Below are 16425 nucleotides of genomic sequence, written 5' to 3'. Positions count from 1 at the left end.
CCCTTGACCTTCCCATCGTTGGAAGGAGCATATCAGTGTCCGAACTCGAATTCTGACTTAGAAAGGAGGCGGCAATGGATGCCCCTGTTCGAGCTGCGGACAAGATGAATGCAGCAATTTCCCTGCCTATCGAGGGCATGACCTGCGCATCCTGCGTCGGCCGTGTCGAGAGAGCCCTGAAGGCCGTCCCCGGCGTCGCCAACGCGGTCGTCAATCTGGCGACCGAGAAGGCCAGCATCACGACGAACGACACGGTTGATCGCATAGCGCTCGTCAAGGCGGTCGAAAATGCTGGCTATGAAGTGCCGGCCAGCTTCAGTGCGCCGAAAGCTGCCCTCCTTGAAGTGCCGATCGAAGGCATGACCTGCGCTTCTTGTGTGGGGCGGGTGGAAAAGGCCCTCAAGGCCATCCCCGGCGTTGCCAATGCCGTGGTCAACCTCGCTACCGAGAAAGCCAGCATCACGACGAGCGGCCCGGTGGACCGAGCGGTCGTCGTGAAGGCCGTGGAGGACGCAGGCTACGCGGTTTCGGCAAGTTTCACCGCGCCGGCGGCGGCTTCGCTTGAGGTCGCGATCGAGGGCATGACCTGCGCCTCCTGCGTGGGACGTGTCGAAAAGGCGCTCAAGGCCGTGCCGGGCGTCACCAACGCCGTCGTCAACCTCGCCACCGAGAAGGCCACCGTCCAGGGAACCGCCGATGCTGCGGCCATCGTCGCGGCAATCGCGAACGCGGGCTACGAGGCCAAGGTGATCGCGGCGGCGACCGGGGCGGGCCAGGCCGAGGTCGATGACCGCGCCGAGAAGAAGGAAGCCGAACGCCGTGAGCTGACCCGCGATTTCACCATCGCGGCGGTTCTGACCGCGCCGGTCTTCATCCTGGAGATGGGGTCGCACCTCATTCCGGGCGCGCACGACATGATCGCCGCGACCATCGGCATGCAGAACAGTTGGTATCTTCAGTTCGTGCTGACGACGCTGGTGCTGTTCGTGCCCGGCATCCGCTTCTACGACAAGGGCCTCCCGGCGCTCTGGCGGCTGGCTCCCGACATGAACTCGCTGGTCGCCGTCGGCTCGCTGGCCGCCTACCTCTATTCGCTGGTGGCGACCTTCGCGCCGGGCTTCCTGCCCGCTGGGACGGTGAACGTCTATTATGAAGCCGCCGCGGTTATCGTCACCCTGATCCTGCTCGGCCGGTTGCTCGAGGCCCGCGCCAAGGGGCGCACTTCGGAAGCGATCAAGCGGCTGGTCGGACTTCAGGCCAAGACCGCGCGTGTCCGCCGCGACGGCAAGACGGTCGATCTGCCGATCGATTCGGTGCTGTCCGGCGACATCGTGGAGGTCCGCCCCGGCGACCGTATCCCGGTCGATGGTGAAGTCATCGAGGGCGAAAGCTATGTCGACGAGTCGATGATCACCGGCGAACCGATCCCGGTGTCCAAGACGAGCGGCAGCGAGGTCGTGGCCGGAACCGTGAACCAGAAGGGCGCCTTCGCGATCCGGGCCACGGCGGTCGGCGGCAACACGGTGCTGTCGCAGATCATCCGCATGGTCGAGGAAGCACAAGGGTCGAAGCTGCCGATCCAGGCGCTGGTCGACAAGGTGACGATGTATTTCGTGCCGGCGGTCTTCGCCGTCGCCGCCCTCACCTTCGCTGCATGGCTCTATTTCGGCCCGTCGCCTGCGTTGACCTTCGCGCTGGTCAATGCCGTCGCCGTGCTGATCATCGCCTGCCCCTGCGCCATGGGTCTGGCAACGCCGACCTCGATCATGGTCGGCACCGGCCGGGGCGCGGAGCTGGGCGTGCTGTTCCGCAAGGGTGAAGCGTTGCAACTGCTGAAGGATGCCAAGGTGGTGGCCGTCGACAAGACCGGCACGCTGACCGAAGGCAAGCCGGCGCTGACCGACCTCGAACTGGCCGCCGGCTTCGACCGGACGACGGTGCTGGGCCTGGTCGCAGCCGTCGAAGCCAAGTCGGAACACCCGATTGCCCGCGCCATCGTGGATGCGGCCGAGGCGGAAGGCATTGCACTGCCCGCCGTGTCGGACTTCGAGTCGGTGACCGGCTTCGGCGTGAAGGCCGTGGTCGACGGCAAGCGCATCGAGATCGGCGCGGATCGCTACATGGTCGAGCTTGGCCATGACGTGGCGGGCTTCGCCCAGGTTGCCGAACGTCTGGGCAACGAGGGCAAGTCGCCGCTCTATGCGGCGATCGACGGCAAGCTGGCGACGATCATCGCCGTGGCCGACCCGATCAAGGAGACGACGCCGGCGGCGATCAAGGCGCTGCACGACCTCGGCCTGAAGGTCGCGATGATCACCGGCGACAACAAGCGCACGGCCAAGGCCATCGCGGCTCGCCTGGGCATCGACGAGGTGGTGGCGGAGGTGCTGCCGGACGGCAAGGTCGACTCGATCCGCCGGCTCAAGGCCGAGCATGGCAAGGTCGCCTTCGTCGGCGACGGCATCAACGACGCTCCGGCGCTGGCCGAGGCGGATGTGGGTCTCGCCATCGGCACGGGCACGGACATCGCCATCGAGGCGGCGGACGTGGTGCTGATGTCGGGCAGCCTGACCGGGGTGCCGAACGCCATCGCGCTGTCCAAGGCGACGATCGGCAATATCCGGCAGAACCTGTTCTGGGCCTTCGCCTACAACACGGCCCTGATCCCGGTCGCCGCGGGTGCGCTCTATCCGGCCTACGGCATCCTCTTGTCGCCGGTCTTTGCCGCCGGCGCCATGGCCCTGTCGAGCGTCTTCGTCCTCGGCAATGCGCTCCGGCTCAAGACCTTCAAGGTCCAGGGCTGATGAAACCAGACAGCCGATCCTATATTTAGGGTCGGCTGTCCTTACATATGGGAGATTGTTCATGAACATCGGACAGGCAGCAAAGGCATCGGGCGTTTCGGCCAAGATGATCCGCTACTACGAGCAGACAGGTCTCATCCCGGCTGCTGATCGGAAGGACTCCGGCTACCGCGATTATTCGGCTACCGATGTCCACATGCTGCGCTTCATCCGCCGCGCGCGCGACCTCGGTTTTTCGGTGGCCGAGATCGGCGACCTGCTCAACCTCTGGCGCGACGAGACGCGACAGAGCGCAGAAGTGAAGCGCTTGGCGCAGGGCCATATCGACGCGCTGGAGAGGAAGATCGCGGATATGCAGGACATGGCCCACACGCTCACCATGCTGGTGAACGCCTGCCAAGGGGATCATCGGCCGCATTGCCCGATCCTACAGCGCCTTGAGACCGATCAGGACGATGAAGATCTTTCGATCCGGCCTCGGTCCGGCGCGGTCAATCGCTCGCTGCAATAACCGCATGCCCAAGCAGCCTTTCGGCTGCGAGGGCGCAGAGCGAGGACCTGACCCGGTGCGTCCCCGCCAAAATGGCGGGGACATTGCGTTTCAGGCTTGCGGTTTGCGTGCCGCTTGCCAGAGCAACGGCACGAGGATCAAGGCGACCGGCGGAAACAATAGCCAGTTGATTGCCGCCCAGCCCGAGTTGTGCAGGACGCTGCCTGCCAGAAACGAGACGGCGGCGGTCGTGCCGAAGACCATGAAGTCGTTTGCGCCCTGCGCCTTGGCGCGCTCGCCCGGCGTATGGCAGTCTGTGACCATCGCCGTCGCTCCGATGAAGCTGAAATTCCAGCCGATGCCCATGATGGCCAGAGACCCCCAGAAATTGATTAGCTCAAGCCCGGCCAGCGCGACGATGGCCGAGACGGCGATGAGCAGCATCCCCGCCGCCGTCACACGCTCCTTGCCGAAGCGTGTCATGAGGCGGCCGGTGACGAAGCTCGGCGCGAACATCGCCAGTAGATGCCACTGGATTCCGAGTGCTGCGCTGTCGACCGAATGGCCGGTATTGACCATCGCGATCGGTGCGGCCGTCATGACGAAAGCCATGAGGCCGTAGGAGACGACGCCGGCCGCGACGGCAAGCATGTAGCGGGGCATCATCAGGATCTGGATCAGGGAACGGCCGGAGCTTTCCGACGCGGATTGCGAAGCGGATTGCGGCGTGCGCAGCATCAACAGAATCGGGATCGACAACAACGGAAGCGCCGCCTGGCTGAGGAAGCTGCCGACATAGGGGGTGCCGGGGAAGGAATCGCGTGTCCAGATGACGAGCTGCGGACCGATTACAGCCGCGATCAGCCCACCGACCATCACCCAGGAGATTGCTCGTGCCTTCAAAGCGCCTTCGGCAGCATCGGCGGCAGCGAAGCGATAGCTTTGGACGTAGGAACCGTAGAGACCGGCGGTAAAGCAGCCGACGCAGAACAGTAGGAACGACGATACGAAGATGCCAAACGCCGCGATGAGTCCCGCTGCGAGGCCGAACAACGCGCCGAACAGATAACCGCCACGGCGCCCCCAGGCGCGCATGACGAAGGCGGCGGGCAGCGTGCCGATTGCGAGGCCGAGACCGAAGAGACTGACCGGCAGCGTCACCCATGCGGGGTTGTCGGCAAGCTGCTGGCCGACCAGGCCGCCGAGCGACATGACGATCGGCGCGCTCGATCCTCCGAGCGCCTGCGCGGCAGTAAGGACGGTGATGTTGCGCCGGACAGTTACCGTATCGTCCATTGGACCTCCCACGATTATTTGCTTCGACGTTGACATGCCGGCAAAACTCTTGGGTTTTGCGGGAACCAAACTTTTGCTCTAACGTATATATACCCATACCGGGTAGGGGTAGCTGGATGTGCAACAAAAATTCCAAGCAGATCATCGCGTCGCTCAACCGGATCGCCGGGCAGGTTCGCGGTGTCGGCCAGATGGTCGAGGACGAGCGATACTGCATCGACATTCTCAACCAGATCCACGCGGTTAAAGCCGCGCTCTCCAAGGTGGAGAACCAGGTGTTGCGATCGCATGCCGCCTGCTGCGTCGAGGAGGCGATCGCATCGGGCGATGCAGACCTTCAGCGCGCCAAGTTCAATGAACTGGTGGAGGTGTTCGCGAAAGCGAAACTTTAGATCGAAGGGATCAGACTATGGCGACCCATGCAGCCAAACGCGCCGAACTTCATAGAATGGTGATGGAAAACCATACCTGCCCCTACGGGTTGAAAGCGCTCGATCTGCTCAAGCGGGAAGGCTACGAGGTCGACGATCACCATCTGACGACCCGCGCGGAGACGGACGCCTTCAAGGCAAAGCATGATGTTCAATCGACGCCGCAGACCTTCATAGGCGGCAAGCGGATCGGCGGTTACGATGATCTCGTCCGGTTCTTCGGCGGCAAGGTCGAGGACAAGGATGCCGTTACCTACAAGCCGGTGATCGCGCTGTTCGCGATGGCTGCCCTAATGGCTTTGGCCGCGAGTTGGGCGGCGTTCGGGAACCTCGCGACGGTCCAAGCCGCCGAATGGCTCATCGCCATCGCGATGTGCCTTCTTGCCCTTCAGAAACTGAAGGACGTGGAAGGCTTCGCGACCATGTTCCTGAACTACGACCTTCTGGCGCAGCGATGGGTCCGATATGCCTACATCTATCCCTTCGCGGAGGCGCTCGCCGGCGTCCTGATGATCTCCGGTGCCCTGATGTGGGTGTCGATCCCCGTCGCGCTGTTCATCGGCGGCATCGGCGCGGTCTCGGTGTTCAAGGCGGTCTATATCGACAGGCGCGAGCTGAAATGCGCCTGCGTCGGTGGCGACAGCAACGTGCCGCTCGGCTTCGTGTCGCTCACCGAGAACCTCATGATGATCGGCATGGCGGTCTGGATGATCTTCAAGCCGATGGGCATTGGACACTGACAACCGCGAAAGGACGATCAAATGGCGAGCGACCACACGGCTCATGGCGGGCATTCGGGGAATAGCCACGGCTCCCATGGCCGTCCCTATCTGATGTTCTGGATCAACATGATCCTCGGCCTCATCGTGATGTATGTCGTGATGTTTTCGATGATCGACGGCTGGGGCGACTTCCGGAACAATCTGAACATGCTTTACATGGCGATAACCATGTGGGCGCCGATGGGCATCTTCATGCTGGCGACGATGCCGGGCATGTTTCCGAACCGCAGCGTGAATATTGTCCTCTATGTGCTTTTTGTCGTCCTTACCCTGGGATCATTTTGGGCGACTCGATCCCAAGCCATGATCGATGACCGCCAGTTTATCGACTCGATGATTCCGCATCACTCGGGAGCCATCTTGATGTGCAGAGAGGCCAACCTGTCGGACGCCGAGCTTCTGGCGTTGTGTGAAGAGATTGAGGTCGCCCAGCGTCGCGAGATCGAGCAAATGCAGGCGATTGCTGGCCGGCTGAACGATTAGTCGGGGCTTGGTTCGCATGCGGTGGCAACCTGCATGCGGGGAGATAAGGGAAGCGGAGGCTTACTATGGTTCACGACCATAACCATCATCAAGGCGCCGCCCATGCCCATAACAAGGGGCACGGTGGCGGATCGGGCCATCACACCGCGACTGCGGAGGCAAGCGATACTGTGAAGGACCCCGTTTGTGGGATGTCCGTGGACCCCACAACGGCTAAGCACCGAGCCCAATACCAGGGCGCGACGTATTATTTCTGCTCCGAGAACTGCCAGACCAAGTTCATGGCCGATCCGGGCAAATATGTTGGACCATCGGAACCGACCCAGGCAGCGGTAGTGCCGGAGGGCACGATCTTTACCTGTCCGATGCACCCCCAGATCCGTCAGGTCGGTCCAGGATCATGCCCGATCTGCGGGATGGCGCTGGAACCCGAAATGCCGACGGCCGAAACCGGACCCAGTGCGGAACTGGTCAACATGACTCGACGGTTCTGGGTGGGTGCCGCCCTTTCTGTTCCGGTGGTCTTCCTTGGGATGGGCAGCGAACTTTTCGGCCTGCATCGTTACATTCCTGGCCAGATCAACAACTGGCTGCAACTCATACTGGCGACGCCGGTGGTGCTGTGGGCAGGCTGGCCGTTCTTTCAGCGCGGCTGGGCGTCCGTGGTGAACCGATCGCTCAATATGTTCACGCTCATCGCGATGGGCGTAGGCGTTGCCTGGATTTACTCCGTGGTGGCAACGCTCGCCCCCGACCTGTTCCCGGAAACGGCGCGGATGATGGGAGACACCGTTGCGGTTTACTTCGAGGCGGCCGCGGTGATCACGGTGCTGGCGCTGCTCGGCCAAGTGCTGGAGCTACGCGCGCGCGAACAGACCTCGGGCGCGATACGCGCGCTTCTTGACCTGGCTCCGAAGACAGCCCGACGTATCCGGCCAGATGGCACCGACGAGGAGGTGGCGGTCGAGCATATTGCCGTCGGCGACAAGCTTCGTGTTCGCATGGGCGAGAAAGTTCCGGTGGACGGGACGGTGCTGGAGGGGCGTTCGGCCGTCGATGAATCGATGATTACCGGCGAATCGATGCCGGTCACGAAAGAGCCGGGTGCAAAGCTCATCGCAGGGACCATCAATCAATCTGGCGCTCTGGTCATGGATGCGGCTCGCATTGGTCGCGATACCATGCTTTCGCAGATCGTCCAGATGGTGGCGCAGGCGCAGCGGTCCCGCGCCCCGATCCAGCGCTTAGCAGACCAGGTGTCCGGCTGGTTCGTTCCACTGGTCATCGTTATCGCCTTGATCGCTTTTGTGGCCTGGACCCTTTTTGGCCCGGAACCCCGGTTGAGTTACGGCCTGATTGCGGCTGTTTCTGTTCTCATCATCGCCTGCCCATGCGCCCTTGGCCTTGCAACGCCGATGTCGATCATGGTTGGCGTCGGCAAAGGCGCCAATCTCGGATTGCTGATCAAGAACGCCGAGGCGCTCGAAAGGCTGGAGAAGATCGATACCCTCGTGGTCGACAAGACCGGCACGCTTACGGAGGGGAAACCGGCCGTCACGGCCATCGTTCCGGTCGATGGGCGGAGCGAGACGGAACTTCTTCAAGCCGCGGCGAGCCTTGAACGTGCGAGCGAACATCCGATTGCACAGGCTATTGTCCGTGCCGCGGTGGAGAAGCAGCTCGCACTGTCGGAACCCTCGGACGTCGACTCTCCTGTCGGTCGGGGAGTCTTGGGAACCGTCGCCGGTCAGCGCGTGCTGATCGGTAGCGCCAAGTTTTTGGAGCTGGAAGGCGTTCAGCCGGGCGCAGCGGCGATCGAGGCGGACGTCATTCGCTCACGCGGGGCCACCGCCGTCTTGGTCGCCATCGACGGCCGGCCCGTCGGCGCCATCGGCGTGGCCGATCCCATACGATCCACTACGCCGGCAGCGCTGGAAGCCCTCCGAAAGGACGGCATCCGCGTGGTCATGATGACTGGTGACAATAAGCTCACGGCTCAGGCGGTGGCAAAAGAGCTGGGCATCGCCGATGTGGAGGCCGAGGTGCTTCCAGAACGCAAGAGCGAGGTTGTTACACGTCTTCGCAAGGAAGGCCGTATCGTCGCCATGGCGGGCGATGGGGTGAATGACGCCCCAGCGCTTGCGGCTGCCGATGTCGGCATAGCGATGGGCGGAGGAACGGATGTCGCCATGGAATCCGCGGGAGTCACGCTGCTAGGCGGTGACCTATTGGGGATCGTGAAGGCGCGTCGCCTGTCGGGAGCGACAATGCGCAATATCCGGCAGAACCTGTTCTTCGCATTCTTCTACAACTCGGCAGGCGTGCCGGTGGCGGCCGGGTTACTGTATCCCGTGATGGGGCTGCTGTTGTCACCGGCGCTTGCCGCACTGGCCATGGCGCTCTCTTCGGTCAGCGTCATTGCCAACGCTTTGCGATTGAGAACTACCAAGATCGACATTTAGTGTCACAGGCCAGCGAAGGGCTGCTCAAGAACGAGGACCGATGATGTCGCGTTTTGGGTCGCCTTCCCTTTCCTCACGCGCATGCGAGAGCATGTCGAGCAGAACGTCACCGACATGCCTGTCGGTGACCTCGTAGAACATTTGCTTCGAGTGGCGAACACGGGTCACCAGGCGCGCGCCACGAAGAAGACGCAGGTGATGGCTGACGAGCGACTGCGAAAGCTCCAGCGCCTCGGAAATATCGGTCACGGATTTCGGACCGTCTTCGCAGTGCAGGAGAATCTTCAGCCTGCTGGGATCACCCAGCAGGCGGAAGGTTTCAGCGAGAAAGTTCAACTCTTGGGACGAAGGGGCTTCTGCGATATTCATGTCGAACCTTCCCGATCAACTGAGTGAACCATCAGGCGCGACCGATCAGTGCGAATGACCCGCATGGGATAGCGCCGCGGTGTTCGGCTCCTCCAAGGTGCAACTGGCTACTCCGTCCCAGTCGATGCCGATCGTCGGGTGTTCGATTTTGAACTTCGTTTTCAGTTCGGCCTCGACCTGTTTCATGACGCTGCGAACATCGACGCCTTCCATCGGCTGCACCTGAAGCGTCGCCAGCACACGACCGGAGGTCAGCGACCAGACATGGATATGGTTGACGCTCTGGATACCAGGAACAGTCTTGAGAAGATGCTCGGAGATCTTGTCGGCGCCGGCGTTGTCAGGTGCGCCTTCGAGCAGGATATGCAGAGTGTTCTTGAGCAGGCTCCATGCACTGCGCAGGATCAGCAGAGACACGAATACCGACAGGATGGGGTCGATAGGAGTCCAACCCGTATACCAGATGACGACAGCGGCGACGATCGCACCCACCGAGCCGAGCAGGTCGCCCATGACGTGCAGGACAGCGCCCTTGACGTTGACGTGTTCGGAATCTCCGCGCGTCAGATACCAAAGCACGAAGAGGTTCACGAGCATGCCGATGATGGCTACGACGAACATCGAACCAGCGAGGACCGGCTGGGGCTCCTGGAACCGTTCGATAGCCTCATAGACGATAAAGCCGACGATGCCGAACAACGTAAGAGCGTTGACCAGGCCGGCGATCACCTCGAAGCGGGCATAGCCGAAGGTGCGCTGGCCGTCCGCGGCCCGCCGACCGAGGCGGAAGGCGACATAGGCGAGGCCGAGCGCGATTGCGTCGGTCAGCATGTGGCCGGCATCGGCAAGCAGCGCGAGCGAGCCCGAGATCACGCCGCCGACGGCCTCCACGATCATGAAGGTGAAGATGATGAAAAAGGAAATGAGGATTTTGCGCTCGTTGTCCTTCGTGACTGTCGGGACATGCGAGTGGTCATGATCGTGATCGTGACCATGATCGTGGCCGCCGCCGTGGTTATGGTCGTGCTTGGAGTGGTCGTGACCGTCATGGTCGCTGTGGGAGTGTGATGAGTTTGCCATTGCTCGTTTCCGGTTGCATCAAGTCAACACTTGAATAGTTGTTCAAGTGTATGCTTGTCAACCAGCCGTGCGAATTTTTTTGCCATCTGCCCGAAGCCTCTAGGACCGACGGGTCGTGACGGCGCACAGGGCAATGCCGACGCCTTCGACGTTGAAGATCTGGCTGATCCTAGAAATCAAAATGGGCAGCCCGAGGACTGCCCATTTTGACACTGCAATGAACCGGGGGACACCTACGGGAGCAGCTTGACGCTCATGATCAGTGGGCAGGAGGTAGCATCAGGCGGCTGCCGGGGCGCCTTCGGCCGGATAGCCCGCCTCGGTGAGAACGGCACGCAGGTCCGCCTCGGTCGCGGATGATTCAACACGGACCTCACGCTTGGGCGGATCAGTCTCGATCTTCGCGGCGGCATCGACGATTTGCAGCGCCTTGGTTACCGACTTGGCGCAACCGCCGCATGTCATGTTGGGAACGGTGAAGAGATACATGGAGGGCTCCTTGATTTGAGTCCTCTGGAAAATGGGGCTTTCCACCGTTGGAAGGTCAAGGGGCAAAATTCAGAAAACTTTCTGCTTGACCTTGCCACCGTTGTAAGCCGCAAGCATCCGTCATGCCACGACCGCAATCCTCAAGCGCCACGGGCTCGTTTTGAGACTTCGGCATCTTGACCTGGCGGTGGCATCGCCTCTCTCGATTATCTTCCTCTTTCATACAAATATTGAACAGTTGTTTATGTGTTCAAATGTTGTATGATCTGGCTATGACCCGCTACGCGCGATACGTCTCGTCATCGCGTGAATGCTCGACAATCGGAGAGGGACAGTTGGCTTGCCTATGGTCCGAGAGCATATGATCCGGACGGCGGCCCTCGGATGAAGGAGACCGCCAAGTTCCCTGACTCCATCGAGCTTCGTCACCTTCGCTACTTCATAGCCGCTGCCGAACATGGCAGCTTCCGAAAGGCAGGGAGTTCGTTAGGACTATCGCAATCGGCAATCAGCCGTTGCATCGCCGATCTCGAAGACAGGATGGGCGCGTCCCTTTTTCACCGGCACGCATGGGGCGTGTCGCAGACCTTTGCGGGGCAGCGTTTCCTTCATCGCGCGCGTCGGGCTATCAAGACGATAGACGAAGGCGCTCACGAAGTTGCCGCCGCAGGACGATCCGAGCAGGGACGAGTGCGGATCGGCATCTATTCGTCCATCGCTTCGGGCTTTTTGACAAAGCTGCTGGCAAGCTATGGTCGGTCTCATAAAGACGTCAGGATCGAACTGATCGACGGCGATCCTGCCGAACACGTCGCGGCCATCCGCCAGTTCCGCCTCGACGTCGCCTTCCTGACCGGCGACCGGGAATGGCCTGGATGCGACCGGGCGCCTCTGTGGTCCGAGCGGGTTTTCGTTGTGCTGCCCGATCTCCACCCCCTGGCGGCTTTGGACGAGGTGATGTGGGGAGATCTCGCCGATGAGCCCTTCATCGTCAGCGAAGCCGCGCCGGGCCAGGAGATCCATGACCATCTGGTGCGGGAGTTGGCGGACCTCGGCCGGCATCCCGAGATCCAGGTTCAATCGGTCGGTCGGGATAACCTGCTGCCGCTGGTGGCGATCGGCCAGGGTCTGACGCTAGTGAGCGAGGCCATGACGGTGGCCGCGCTTCCAGGCATCACATACCGACCCATCGCCGCCGAGGTGCTTCCATTTTCGGCGGTCTGGTCCCCGGCGAACGACAATCCCGCGTTCCGCAGGTTGCTCTCCATGGCAAAGGCGGCGTCTGCCAAGGCTATGAGGCTCAAGCAAGCGGCTTCGCAGATTGGGGCGAGCGACGTGCTTTTGCGAAGCCGCGATCTGTCGCAATAAATCGCTCCAGCATCGGCACAATGAGCCTGACGGGATCGGCGACGGGCTGGCCGCTCTCGCGGGCCAGCACCTCGGCATAGGCGACCAGATCGCGGTGAAGCGGCGCGGGCAGCTCCACCGTCACCTTGACGGGCTTGTCGTCGGGCAGCGGGCCGAGTCTCAGCTTGGTCATGATCAACCTCCTGCCGGCTCGAATACAAGGTCGCGGGTCACGATGATCCTGACCGGGAAGCCCGGCCGGATGGTCAGCGTGGGGGCAACCTGCAACTGACGTTGCACGATCTGTTGGCCCGCCTGATTGACGGTATCCTGTGCGCCGTCGCGGATGGCCCGGATAAGCCGGTCCTCGTCGCTGGTCGCCAGCTCCGCGCCGACCGCGAGCAGCGTGGAGAGGCCAGCCGCTTTCATCAGATCCCACCAGTGGTAGTCGATCCCGTCCTCAAGGCCGGCATAGCCGCTGGCGTCCGCGCCCGGCAGGCGCTCAAGCACGATGGAGCGTCCGCCCGGCAGGATCAGGCGATTCCACACCAAGAGCACCCTGCGCTGGCCGAAGGTCACGCCATCATCATATTGGCCGATGATGCGCGTTCCCTGCGGGATCAGGAGCAGCGAGCCGGTGGGGCTGTCATAGACGTTCTCCGTCACCTGTGCGGTGATCTGGCCCGGAAGGTCGGAACGGATGCCGGTGATGAGCGCGGCCGGGATCACGGCTCCGGCTTGAAGGATGTAGGGCGAGGCCGGCGGTGCGACGCGATCCGGAGCGACGGTCTGCCGGTCCACCGGCCCGTTGAGGAAAGCGGTATGGCGATTCTGGCCCGCCGTTCCGTCCGGTTGTCCTGTGAGCCCAGCCAGTCCGGGCATGGCTGTTCCGGCCGGACCTCCCGTGCGTGGGCCTGACTGGAAAAATACGTTGCTCAACCGTGCGGCTTCTTCTTCCGCGAGGCGGCGTTGCTCCTCGGGATCGACGGCAGGGGTTGTGATGGCAGGCGGAACGATCGGCTGTCCCCGATTTTGTGCATCGAGGATTGGCCGGCCAAGGTCGCCCGGCAATGCCGGCCCCAGGATCGGGCCAGTATAATCGCGCGGGAGACCGGCGAGGCCATCCGCAGTGGGACGGTTCTCGGTTGAGTAGAGTTCGCCTCCTCCCGGCCCCGCCTCGCGGGTCTGGAGCGCATAGATCAGCGCTCCCCCGACGCCGAGAAGCGCGGCGGCGCCGACGCCTGCCAGCACCTTGCGGGACAAGCGGGTGACGCGGGGCGGCTCGGCGCGCAACCGCATGGGCGCGGCGGTGTTGGTATCGCTCATGAAGGCGATCCTCCCGTGGTCGCGTCGGCCGACTGGGTAGCGGCCTGTCTCTGCTCGATACGGACGATTCTGACCACCTGCTGGCGGTCACCGCTGCCAAGGCGCAGTTCCGCCGCGCCGAACAGCCTGTCGACGATCAGGACATTTTGGTGGATGCGCGAATTGACGATCTGCGGTTCGCCGTCGGAACCGAGAACGAACAGGGGCGGCATCTCGCCCTGCACGATGCCGCGTGGGAAGACGACATAGACGCGCCTGCCGTCATCGAAGACGGAGACTGGACGCCATGGCGGGCTGTCGCCTTGCAGCTGCAAGGCGTAGCGATAGTTCCGCGCGGCCTCGGCCGGGATGACGGGGACCGACGGCGCGGTCGCTCGGCTGCCCGGCGGCGGTGCCGGATACGCCCATGCCACGGCAGGCATATAGAGCGCTTCGCGGGCGCGAAGTTCGATCATGTAGATGCGCCGGTCGGTGGTGATGACGAGGTTGGTCGAGATGTCCGGCCGGGTTGGCTTCACCAGCACATGCACTCGGCGCGTCGGACCGCTTCCGCTCTCTGTGTCGCCGATCACCCACCTGGCCGTGTCGCCGGCGGCGATCGGTCCCGCGCCGGTCAGGTTCTCGCCCGGCTCCAGCGCGATGGTGGTGATCTGTCCGACGGCGGCATAGACTTGGTAGAGCGCACCTTCCGACCAGGGATAGATCTGTATGGCATTGTAATAGCCTTCGCGACGCGGCTCGACACGGGCGGCGGCATTGGCGTTCTCAACGCGGCCGGTGGCCGTGCCGGCAGCCTCGCCGCCCCGCGCCACATTCCAGGTGGGCGGCACATGCAGCGGCCTTGGGCGTGCATCGGTGATGGGAGCCTGCGCGGACGGAAGAGGCGGGACATCGGCGTCGTAGCTGAATTGCGGTGTCCGGTTGGTGGCGCAGCCAGCGAGCATGGTCGCGGCAAGCAACAAAGCCGGAAAACCGAGTTTACGGAAAACCGGAAAAGCGGGTTCACTCAAAGACGTGCGGATCATTGACTCATCTCCCGCGACCAGTTGATTGCGTTGACATAGATTCCCAAGGGATTGGCGCGCAGGCGCTCGGCGTCACGCGGCGGCTGGATGACGATGGTGAGGATCGCGGTCCATCGCTCGGTGGTGGAGAGCTGGCCGTTTTCGTAGTGGCGTTCGGTCCAGGCTACGCGGAAACTGTCCGGGGACGCCCGGATGATGCTCGACACCTCGACGGCGACCTGCTGGCGGCCGACGCGCGTGAACGGGTCGTTGGCGCGGGCGTAGTCGTTGAGCGCCACGGCGCCGCGATCCGTGGTCCAGTCATAGGCCCTGAGCCAGTTCTGACGGACAATGATCGGGTCAGCCGGAAGCGAGCGGACCTGTTCGATGAAGCGGCCGAGATGGAATGCGATCTGCGGATCGGTCGGCCGATAATCGGCGGTAGCGGGGGCAACGGTCTGCGCCTGGCCGAGATTGTCGACTTGAACGACCCAGGGCACGACGGTTCCGCGCGCAGATTGCCAGACAAGAGCGCCGGCGAACCCGACCGAGAGGATCAGCGAACCGAACGCCATGTAGCGCCAGTTCCTCGCCTGCACGCGGGCCGAGCCGATGCGGTCGTCCCAGACTTGCGCGGCGCGCTGATAGGGCGTTTCGGGTTCCGGCACCTTGCCGTAATGGGTCGTCGGTCGTTTGAAGGTGTTCATGTGCGGTCACTTTCGGAAAGGCTGACTGAGGAGCCGCCACCGTGGCTGTCGCCGGACCGGACGGCATGGGCGGCAGCGGTGACGCCGTGGCTCATCGCCCGGCTGCGGCGCATCTGCTGCGCCCAGGCCGGTGGACCATCAGCGGCTGAAGGAGGTGATTGCTCGGGCGACGGGGCGCCCCCGACCGTGCCCATGGACGAACTGCCGCCGGACGCCGCAAATCCGGCCCTTGCGCCATCGGAATAGCTGGACTTCATGCTGTCGGCGGCATGGGAGGCTGCGCGCTTCAAAGGCGAGATGGCAGCCGAGCCTGCGGCGCGCGCCACACCGCCAAGGCCGGAAGCGACCCCCGCCGCGCCTGACCCACCCATGGAGCCGAGGGAATAGGCAGACGATGCTGCGCCGGCGGCTGAGGCCCCGCCGCGTGCAAGTGCAGCACCGCCCGAGAGTGTGGCACCGCCCCCCCGCGCGGCGAGCATGGTCGCACCACCGGCAGCGATCGCGGCACCGCCGACAGCGAGGCCAGTCCCGACGGCAGCGCCAGCACTGAGTTGCGGGCCGCCGGAGACGAGGCCGGTGGCGATGCCGGGGCCGAAGATGCCGAGGCCGAGAAGGGAAAGGGCTGCCAGCACGATCGCCATGGCGTCGTCGATGGTCGGGGTCGCGCCGCCGAAGCCGGCGGTGAACTGGCCGAAGAGTGTCGAGCCGATGCCGATGATGACGGCGAGGACCAACACCTTGATGCCGGAAGAGATGACGTTCCCCAGAACCCGTTCCGCCATGAAGGCGGTCTTGCCGAACAGGCCGAAGGGGATCAGCACGAAGCCCGCAAGCGTGGTCAGCTTGAACTCGATCAGGGTGACGAAGAGCTGGATTGCCAAAATAAAGAAGGCGAGGATAACCAGTGCCCAGGCGAAGAACAGGCAGAGGATCTGCACCAGGTTTTCAAAGACGGCGATCCAGCCCATGAGACTGGAGATGGATTCGAGCAGCGGCCGCCCGGCGTCGAGACCGATCTGGGCAACGCGGCCGGGGCGCAGGAGATCTGCGGCCGAAAAGCCTGTGCCGGAAGCCATGAGGCCCAGCCCGGCGAAGCTCTCGAAGACGATGCGTGCGAGGCTGTTCCAATTGCCAATGATATAGGCGAAGACACCGACAAAGATCGTCTTCTTCACCAGGCGCGCGAGAATGTCGTCGTCGGCGCCCCAGGCCCAAAACAGGGCGGCGAGCGTGACGTCTATGACGATCAGCGTCGTCGCGATGAAGGCAACTTCACCGCCGAGCAGGCCAAAGCCCGAGTCGATGTAGCTGGTGAAGATACCGAGAAAATTGTCGATGACCCCCGTTCCGCCCAT

At 63.1% G+C, this 16425-nt stretch carries 16 protein-coding genes; 7 read left to right on the top strand and 9 right to left on the bottom strand.

What is annotated here, in order from left to right:
* Positions 1-74 precede the first annotated feature (74 nt).
* Positions 75-2804 carry a heavy metal translocating P-type ATPase gene (locus ACFOM8_RS08760; protein WP_226341156.1) on the top strand — a complete coding sequence of 910 codons (2730 nt, stop codon included), beginning with the start codon at positions 75-77 and terminating at the stop codon, positions 2802-2804.
* A gap of 61 nt (positions 2805-2865) precedes the next feature.
* Entirely contained in the window at positions 2866-3315 is a 450-nt protein-coding gene (gene cueR, locus ACFOM8_RS08755) for a Cu(I)-responsive transcriptional regulator (protein ID WP_080620522.1), read from the top strand.
* 90 nt (positions 3316-3405) lie between these two features.
* On the opposite strand, the gene ACFOM8_RS08750 is transcribed toward cueR, so the two are convergent.
* Positions 3406-4590 carry an MFS transporter gene (locus ACFOM8_RS08750; RefSeq protein ID WP_080622749.1) on the bottom strand — a complete coding sequence of 395 codons (1185 nt, stop codon included), beginning with the start codon at positions 4588-4590 and terminating at the stop codon, positions 3406-3408.
* A gap of 116 nt (positions 4591-4706) precedes the next feature.
* On the opposite strand from ACFOM8_RS08750, the gene ACFOM8_RS08745 reads away from it, so the two are divergent.
* The 4 genes from ACFOM8_RS08745 (at position 4707) to ACFOM8_RS08730 (ending at position 8748) form a co-directional block, all read left to right on the top strand.
* Positions 4707-4982, top strand: a complete 276-nt coding sequence (locus tag ACFOM8_RS08745; RefSeq protein WP_064790834.1) for a metal-sensitive transcriptional regulator — start codon at positions 4707-4709, stop codon at positions 4980-4982.
* Between the two features lie 62 nt (positions 4983-5044).
* The gene (locus ACFOM8_RS08740; RefSeq protein WP_425274171.1) at positions 5045-5761 is read left to right on the top strand and encodes a MauE/DoxX family redox-associated membrane protein; all 717 of its coding nucleotides are present in this window, start codon (positions 5045-5047) and stop codon (positions 5759-5761) included.
* Between the two features lie 21 nt (positions 5762-5782).
* Positions 5783-6286, top strand: a complete 504-nt coding sequence (locus ACFOM8_RS08735; RefSeq protein ID WP_080620520.1) for a DUF305 domain-containing protein — start codon at positions 5783-5785, stop codon at positions 6284-6286.
* A 65-nt stretch (positions 6287-6351) separates the two neighbouring features.
* Positions 6352-8748: a heavy metal translocating P-type ATPase gene (locus ACFOM8_RS08730; protein ID WP_089389385.1), complete on the top strand. Its 2397-nt coding sequence runs from the start codon at positions 6352-6354 to the stop codon at positions 8746-8748.
* A 24-nt stretch (positions 8749-8772) separates the two neighbouring features.
* Here ACFOM8_RS08730 and ACFOM8_RS08725 read toward each other — a convergent pair whose 3' ends face one another.
* The 3 genes from ACFOM8_RS08725 to ACFOM8_RS08715 all read right to left on the bottom strand — a co-directional run bounded on the left by ACFOM8_RS08725 (position 8773) and on the right by ACFOM8_RS08715 (position 10686).
* Positions 8773-9117, bottom strand: a complete 345-nt coding sequence (locus tag ACFOM8_RS08725; RefSeq protein WP_080620518.1) for an ArsR/SmtB family transcription factor — start codon at positions 9115-9117, stop codon at positions 8773-8775.
* Between the two features lie 45 nt (positions 9118-9162).
* Positions 9163-10197, bottom strand: a complete 1035-nt coding sequence (locus ACFOM8_RS08720; protein WP_080620517.1) for a cation diffusion facilitator family transporter — start codon at positions 10195-10197, stop codon at positions 9163-9165.
* 279 nt (positions 10198-10476) lie between these two features.
* Positions 10477-10686 carry a heavy-metal-associated domain-containing protein gene (locus ACFOM8_RS08715; RefSeq protein WP_080620516.1) on the bottom strand — a complete coding sequence of 70 codons (210 nt, stop codon included), beginning with the start codon at positions 10684-10686 and terminating at the stop codon, positions 10477-10479.
* A 384-nt stretch (positions 10687-11070) separates the two neighbouring features.
* Here ACFOM8_RS08715 and ACFOM8_RS08710 point away from each other — a divergent pair, with 384 nt between their 5' ends.
* Positions 11071-12054, top strand: a complete 984-nt coding sequence (locus tag ACFOM8_RS08710; protein ID WP_080620515.1) for a LysR family transcriptional regulator — start codon at positions 11071-11073, stop codon at positions 12052-12054.
* On the opposite strand, the gene ACFOM8_RS08705 is transcribed toward ACFOM8_RS08710, so the two are convergent.
* From ACFOM8_RS08705 to trbL, 5 genes are read right to left on the bottom strand one after another with little or no spacing between them, the layout of a single operon-like run.
* Positions 11987-12226 carry a DUF2274 domain-containing protein gene (locus tag ACFOM8_RS08705; RefSeq protein ID WP_080620514.1) on the bottom strand — a complete coding sequence of 80 codons (240 nt, stop codon included), beginning with the start codon at positions 12224-12226 and terminating at the stop codon, positions 11987-11989. The genes ACFOM8_RS08710 and ACFOM8_RS08705 overlap by 68 nt on opposite strands.
* Positions 12227-12228: 2 nt before the next feature.
* Positions 12229-13359: a TrbI/VirB10 family protein gene (locus ACFOM8_RS08700; RefSeq protein ID WP_080620513.1), complete on the bottom strand. Its 1131-nt coding sequence runs from the start codon at positions 13357-13359 to the stop codon at positions 12229-12231.
* On the bottom strand, positions 13356-14384 hold the full coding sequence (trbG, locus tag ACFOM8_RS08695; RefSeq protein ID WP_080620512.1) for a P-type conjugative transfer protein TrbG: 1029 nt from the start codon (positions 14382-14384) through the stop codon (positions 13356-13358). Before trbG ends, ACFOM8_RS08700 begins: the two co-directional genes overlap by 4 nt.
* On the bottom strand, positions 14381-15070 hold the full coding sequence (gene trbF / locus ACFOM8_RS08690; RefSeq protein ID WP_080620511.1) for a conjugal transfer protein TrbF: 690 nt from the start codon (positions 15068-15070) through the stop codon (positions 14381-14383). The genes trbG and trbF overlap by 4 nt, the downstream gene beginning before the upstream one ends.
* Positions 15067-16425 (bottom strand): P-type conjugative transfer protein TrbL, encoded by a 1359-nt coding sequence (gene trbL / locus ACFOM8_RS08685; protein WP_080620510.1) that lies wholly within the window; start codon positions 16423-16425, stop codon positions 15067-15069. The genes trbF and trbL overlap by 4 nt, the downstream gene beginning before the upstream one ends.

The sequence above is a fragment of the Paracoccus angustae genome (genome assembly GCF_042648745.1).
In the GTDB taxonomy this organism is placed as follows: domain Bacteria; phylum Pseudomonadota; class Alphaproteobacteria; order Rhodobacterales; family Rhodobacteraceae; genus Paracoccus; species Paracoccus angustae.
The sequence above is the reverse complement of the archived record's forward strand: the minus strand, read 5'-3'. Positions and strand labels throughout refer to the sequence as shown.

Coding starts and splice junctions, on each gene's coding strand:
- ACFOM8_RS08725 (WP_080620518.1), bottom strand. CDS start 9,117: ATGAATATCGCAGAAGCCCCTTCGTCCCAAGAGTTGAACTTTCTCGCT.
- trbL (WP_080620510.1), bottom strand. CDS start 16,425: ATGGGCGGAACGGGGGTCATCGACAATTTTCTCGGTATCTTCACCAGC.
- ACFOM8_RS08740 (WP_425274171.1), top strand. CDS start 5,045: ATGGAAAACCATACCTGCCCCTACGGGTTGAAAGCGCTCGATCTGCTC.
- ACFOM8_RS08760 (WP_226341156.1), top strand. CDS start 75: ATGGATGCCCCTGTTCGAGCTGCGGACAAGATGAATGCAGCAATTTCC.
- ACFOM8_RS08710 (WP_080620515.1), top strand. CDS start 11,071: ATGAAGGAGACCGCCAAGTTCCCTGACTCCATCGAGCTTCGTCACCTT.
- ACFOM8_RS08750 (WP_080622749.1), bottom strand. CDS start 4,590: ATGGACGATACGGTAACTGTCCGGCGCAACATCACCGTCCTTACTGCC.
- ACFOM8_RS08705 (WP_080620514.1), bottom strand. CDS start 12,226: ATGACCAAGCTGAGACTCGGCCCGCTGCCCGACGACAAGCCCGTCAAG.
- ACFOM8_RS08700 (WP_080620513.1), bottom strand. CDS start 13,359: ATGAGCGATACCAACACCGCCGCGCCCATGCGGTTGCGCGCCGAGCCG.
- ACFOM8_RS08735 (WP_080620520.1), top strand. CDS start 5,783: ATGGCGAGCGACCACACGGCTCATGGCGGGCATTCGGGGAATAGCCAC.
- ACFOM8_RS08720 (WP_080620517.1), bottom strand. CDS start 10,197: ATGGCAAACTCATCACACTCCCACAGCGACCATGACGGTCACGACCAC.
- ACFOM8_RS08715 (WP_080620516.1), bottom strand. CDS start 10,686: ATGTATCTCTTCACCGTTCCCAACATGACATGCGGCGGTTGCGCCAAG.
- cueR (WP_080620522.1), top strand. CDS start 2,866: ATGAACATCGGACAGGCAGCAAAGGCATCGGGCGTTTCGGCCAAGATG.
- ACFOM8_RS08745 (WP_064790834.1), top strand. CDS start 4,707: ATGTGCAACAAAAATTCCAAGCAGATCATCGCGTCGCTCAACCGGATC.
- trbG (WP_080620512.1), bottom strand. CDS start 14,384: ATGATCCGCACGTCTTTGAGTGAACCCGCTTTTCCGGTTTTCCGTAAA.
- ACFOM8_RS08730 (WP_089389385.1), top strand. CDS start 6,352: ATGGTTCACGACCATAACCATCATCAAGGCGCCGCCCATGCCCATAAC.
- trbF (WP_080620511.1), bottom strand. CDS start 15,070: ATGAACACCTTCAAACGACCGACGACCCATTACGGCAAGGTGCCGGAA.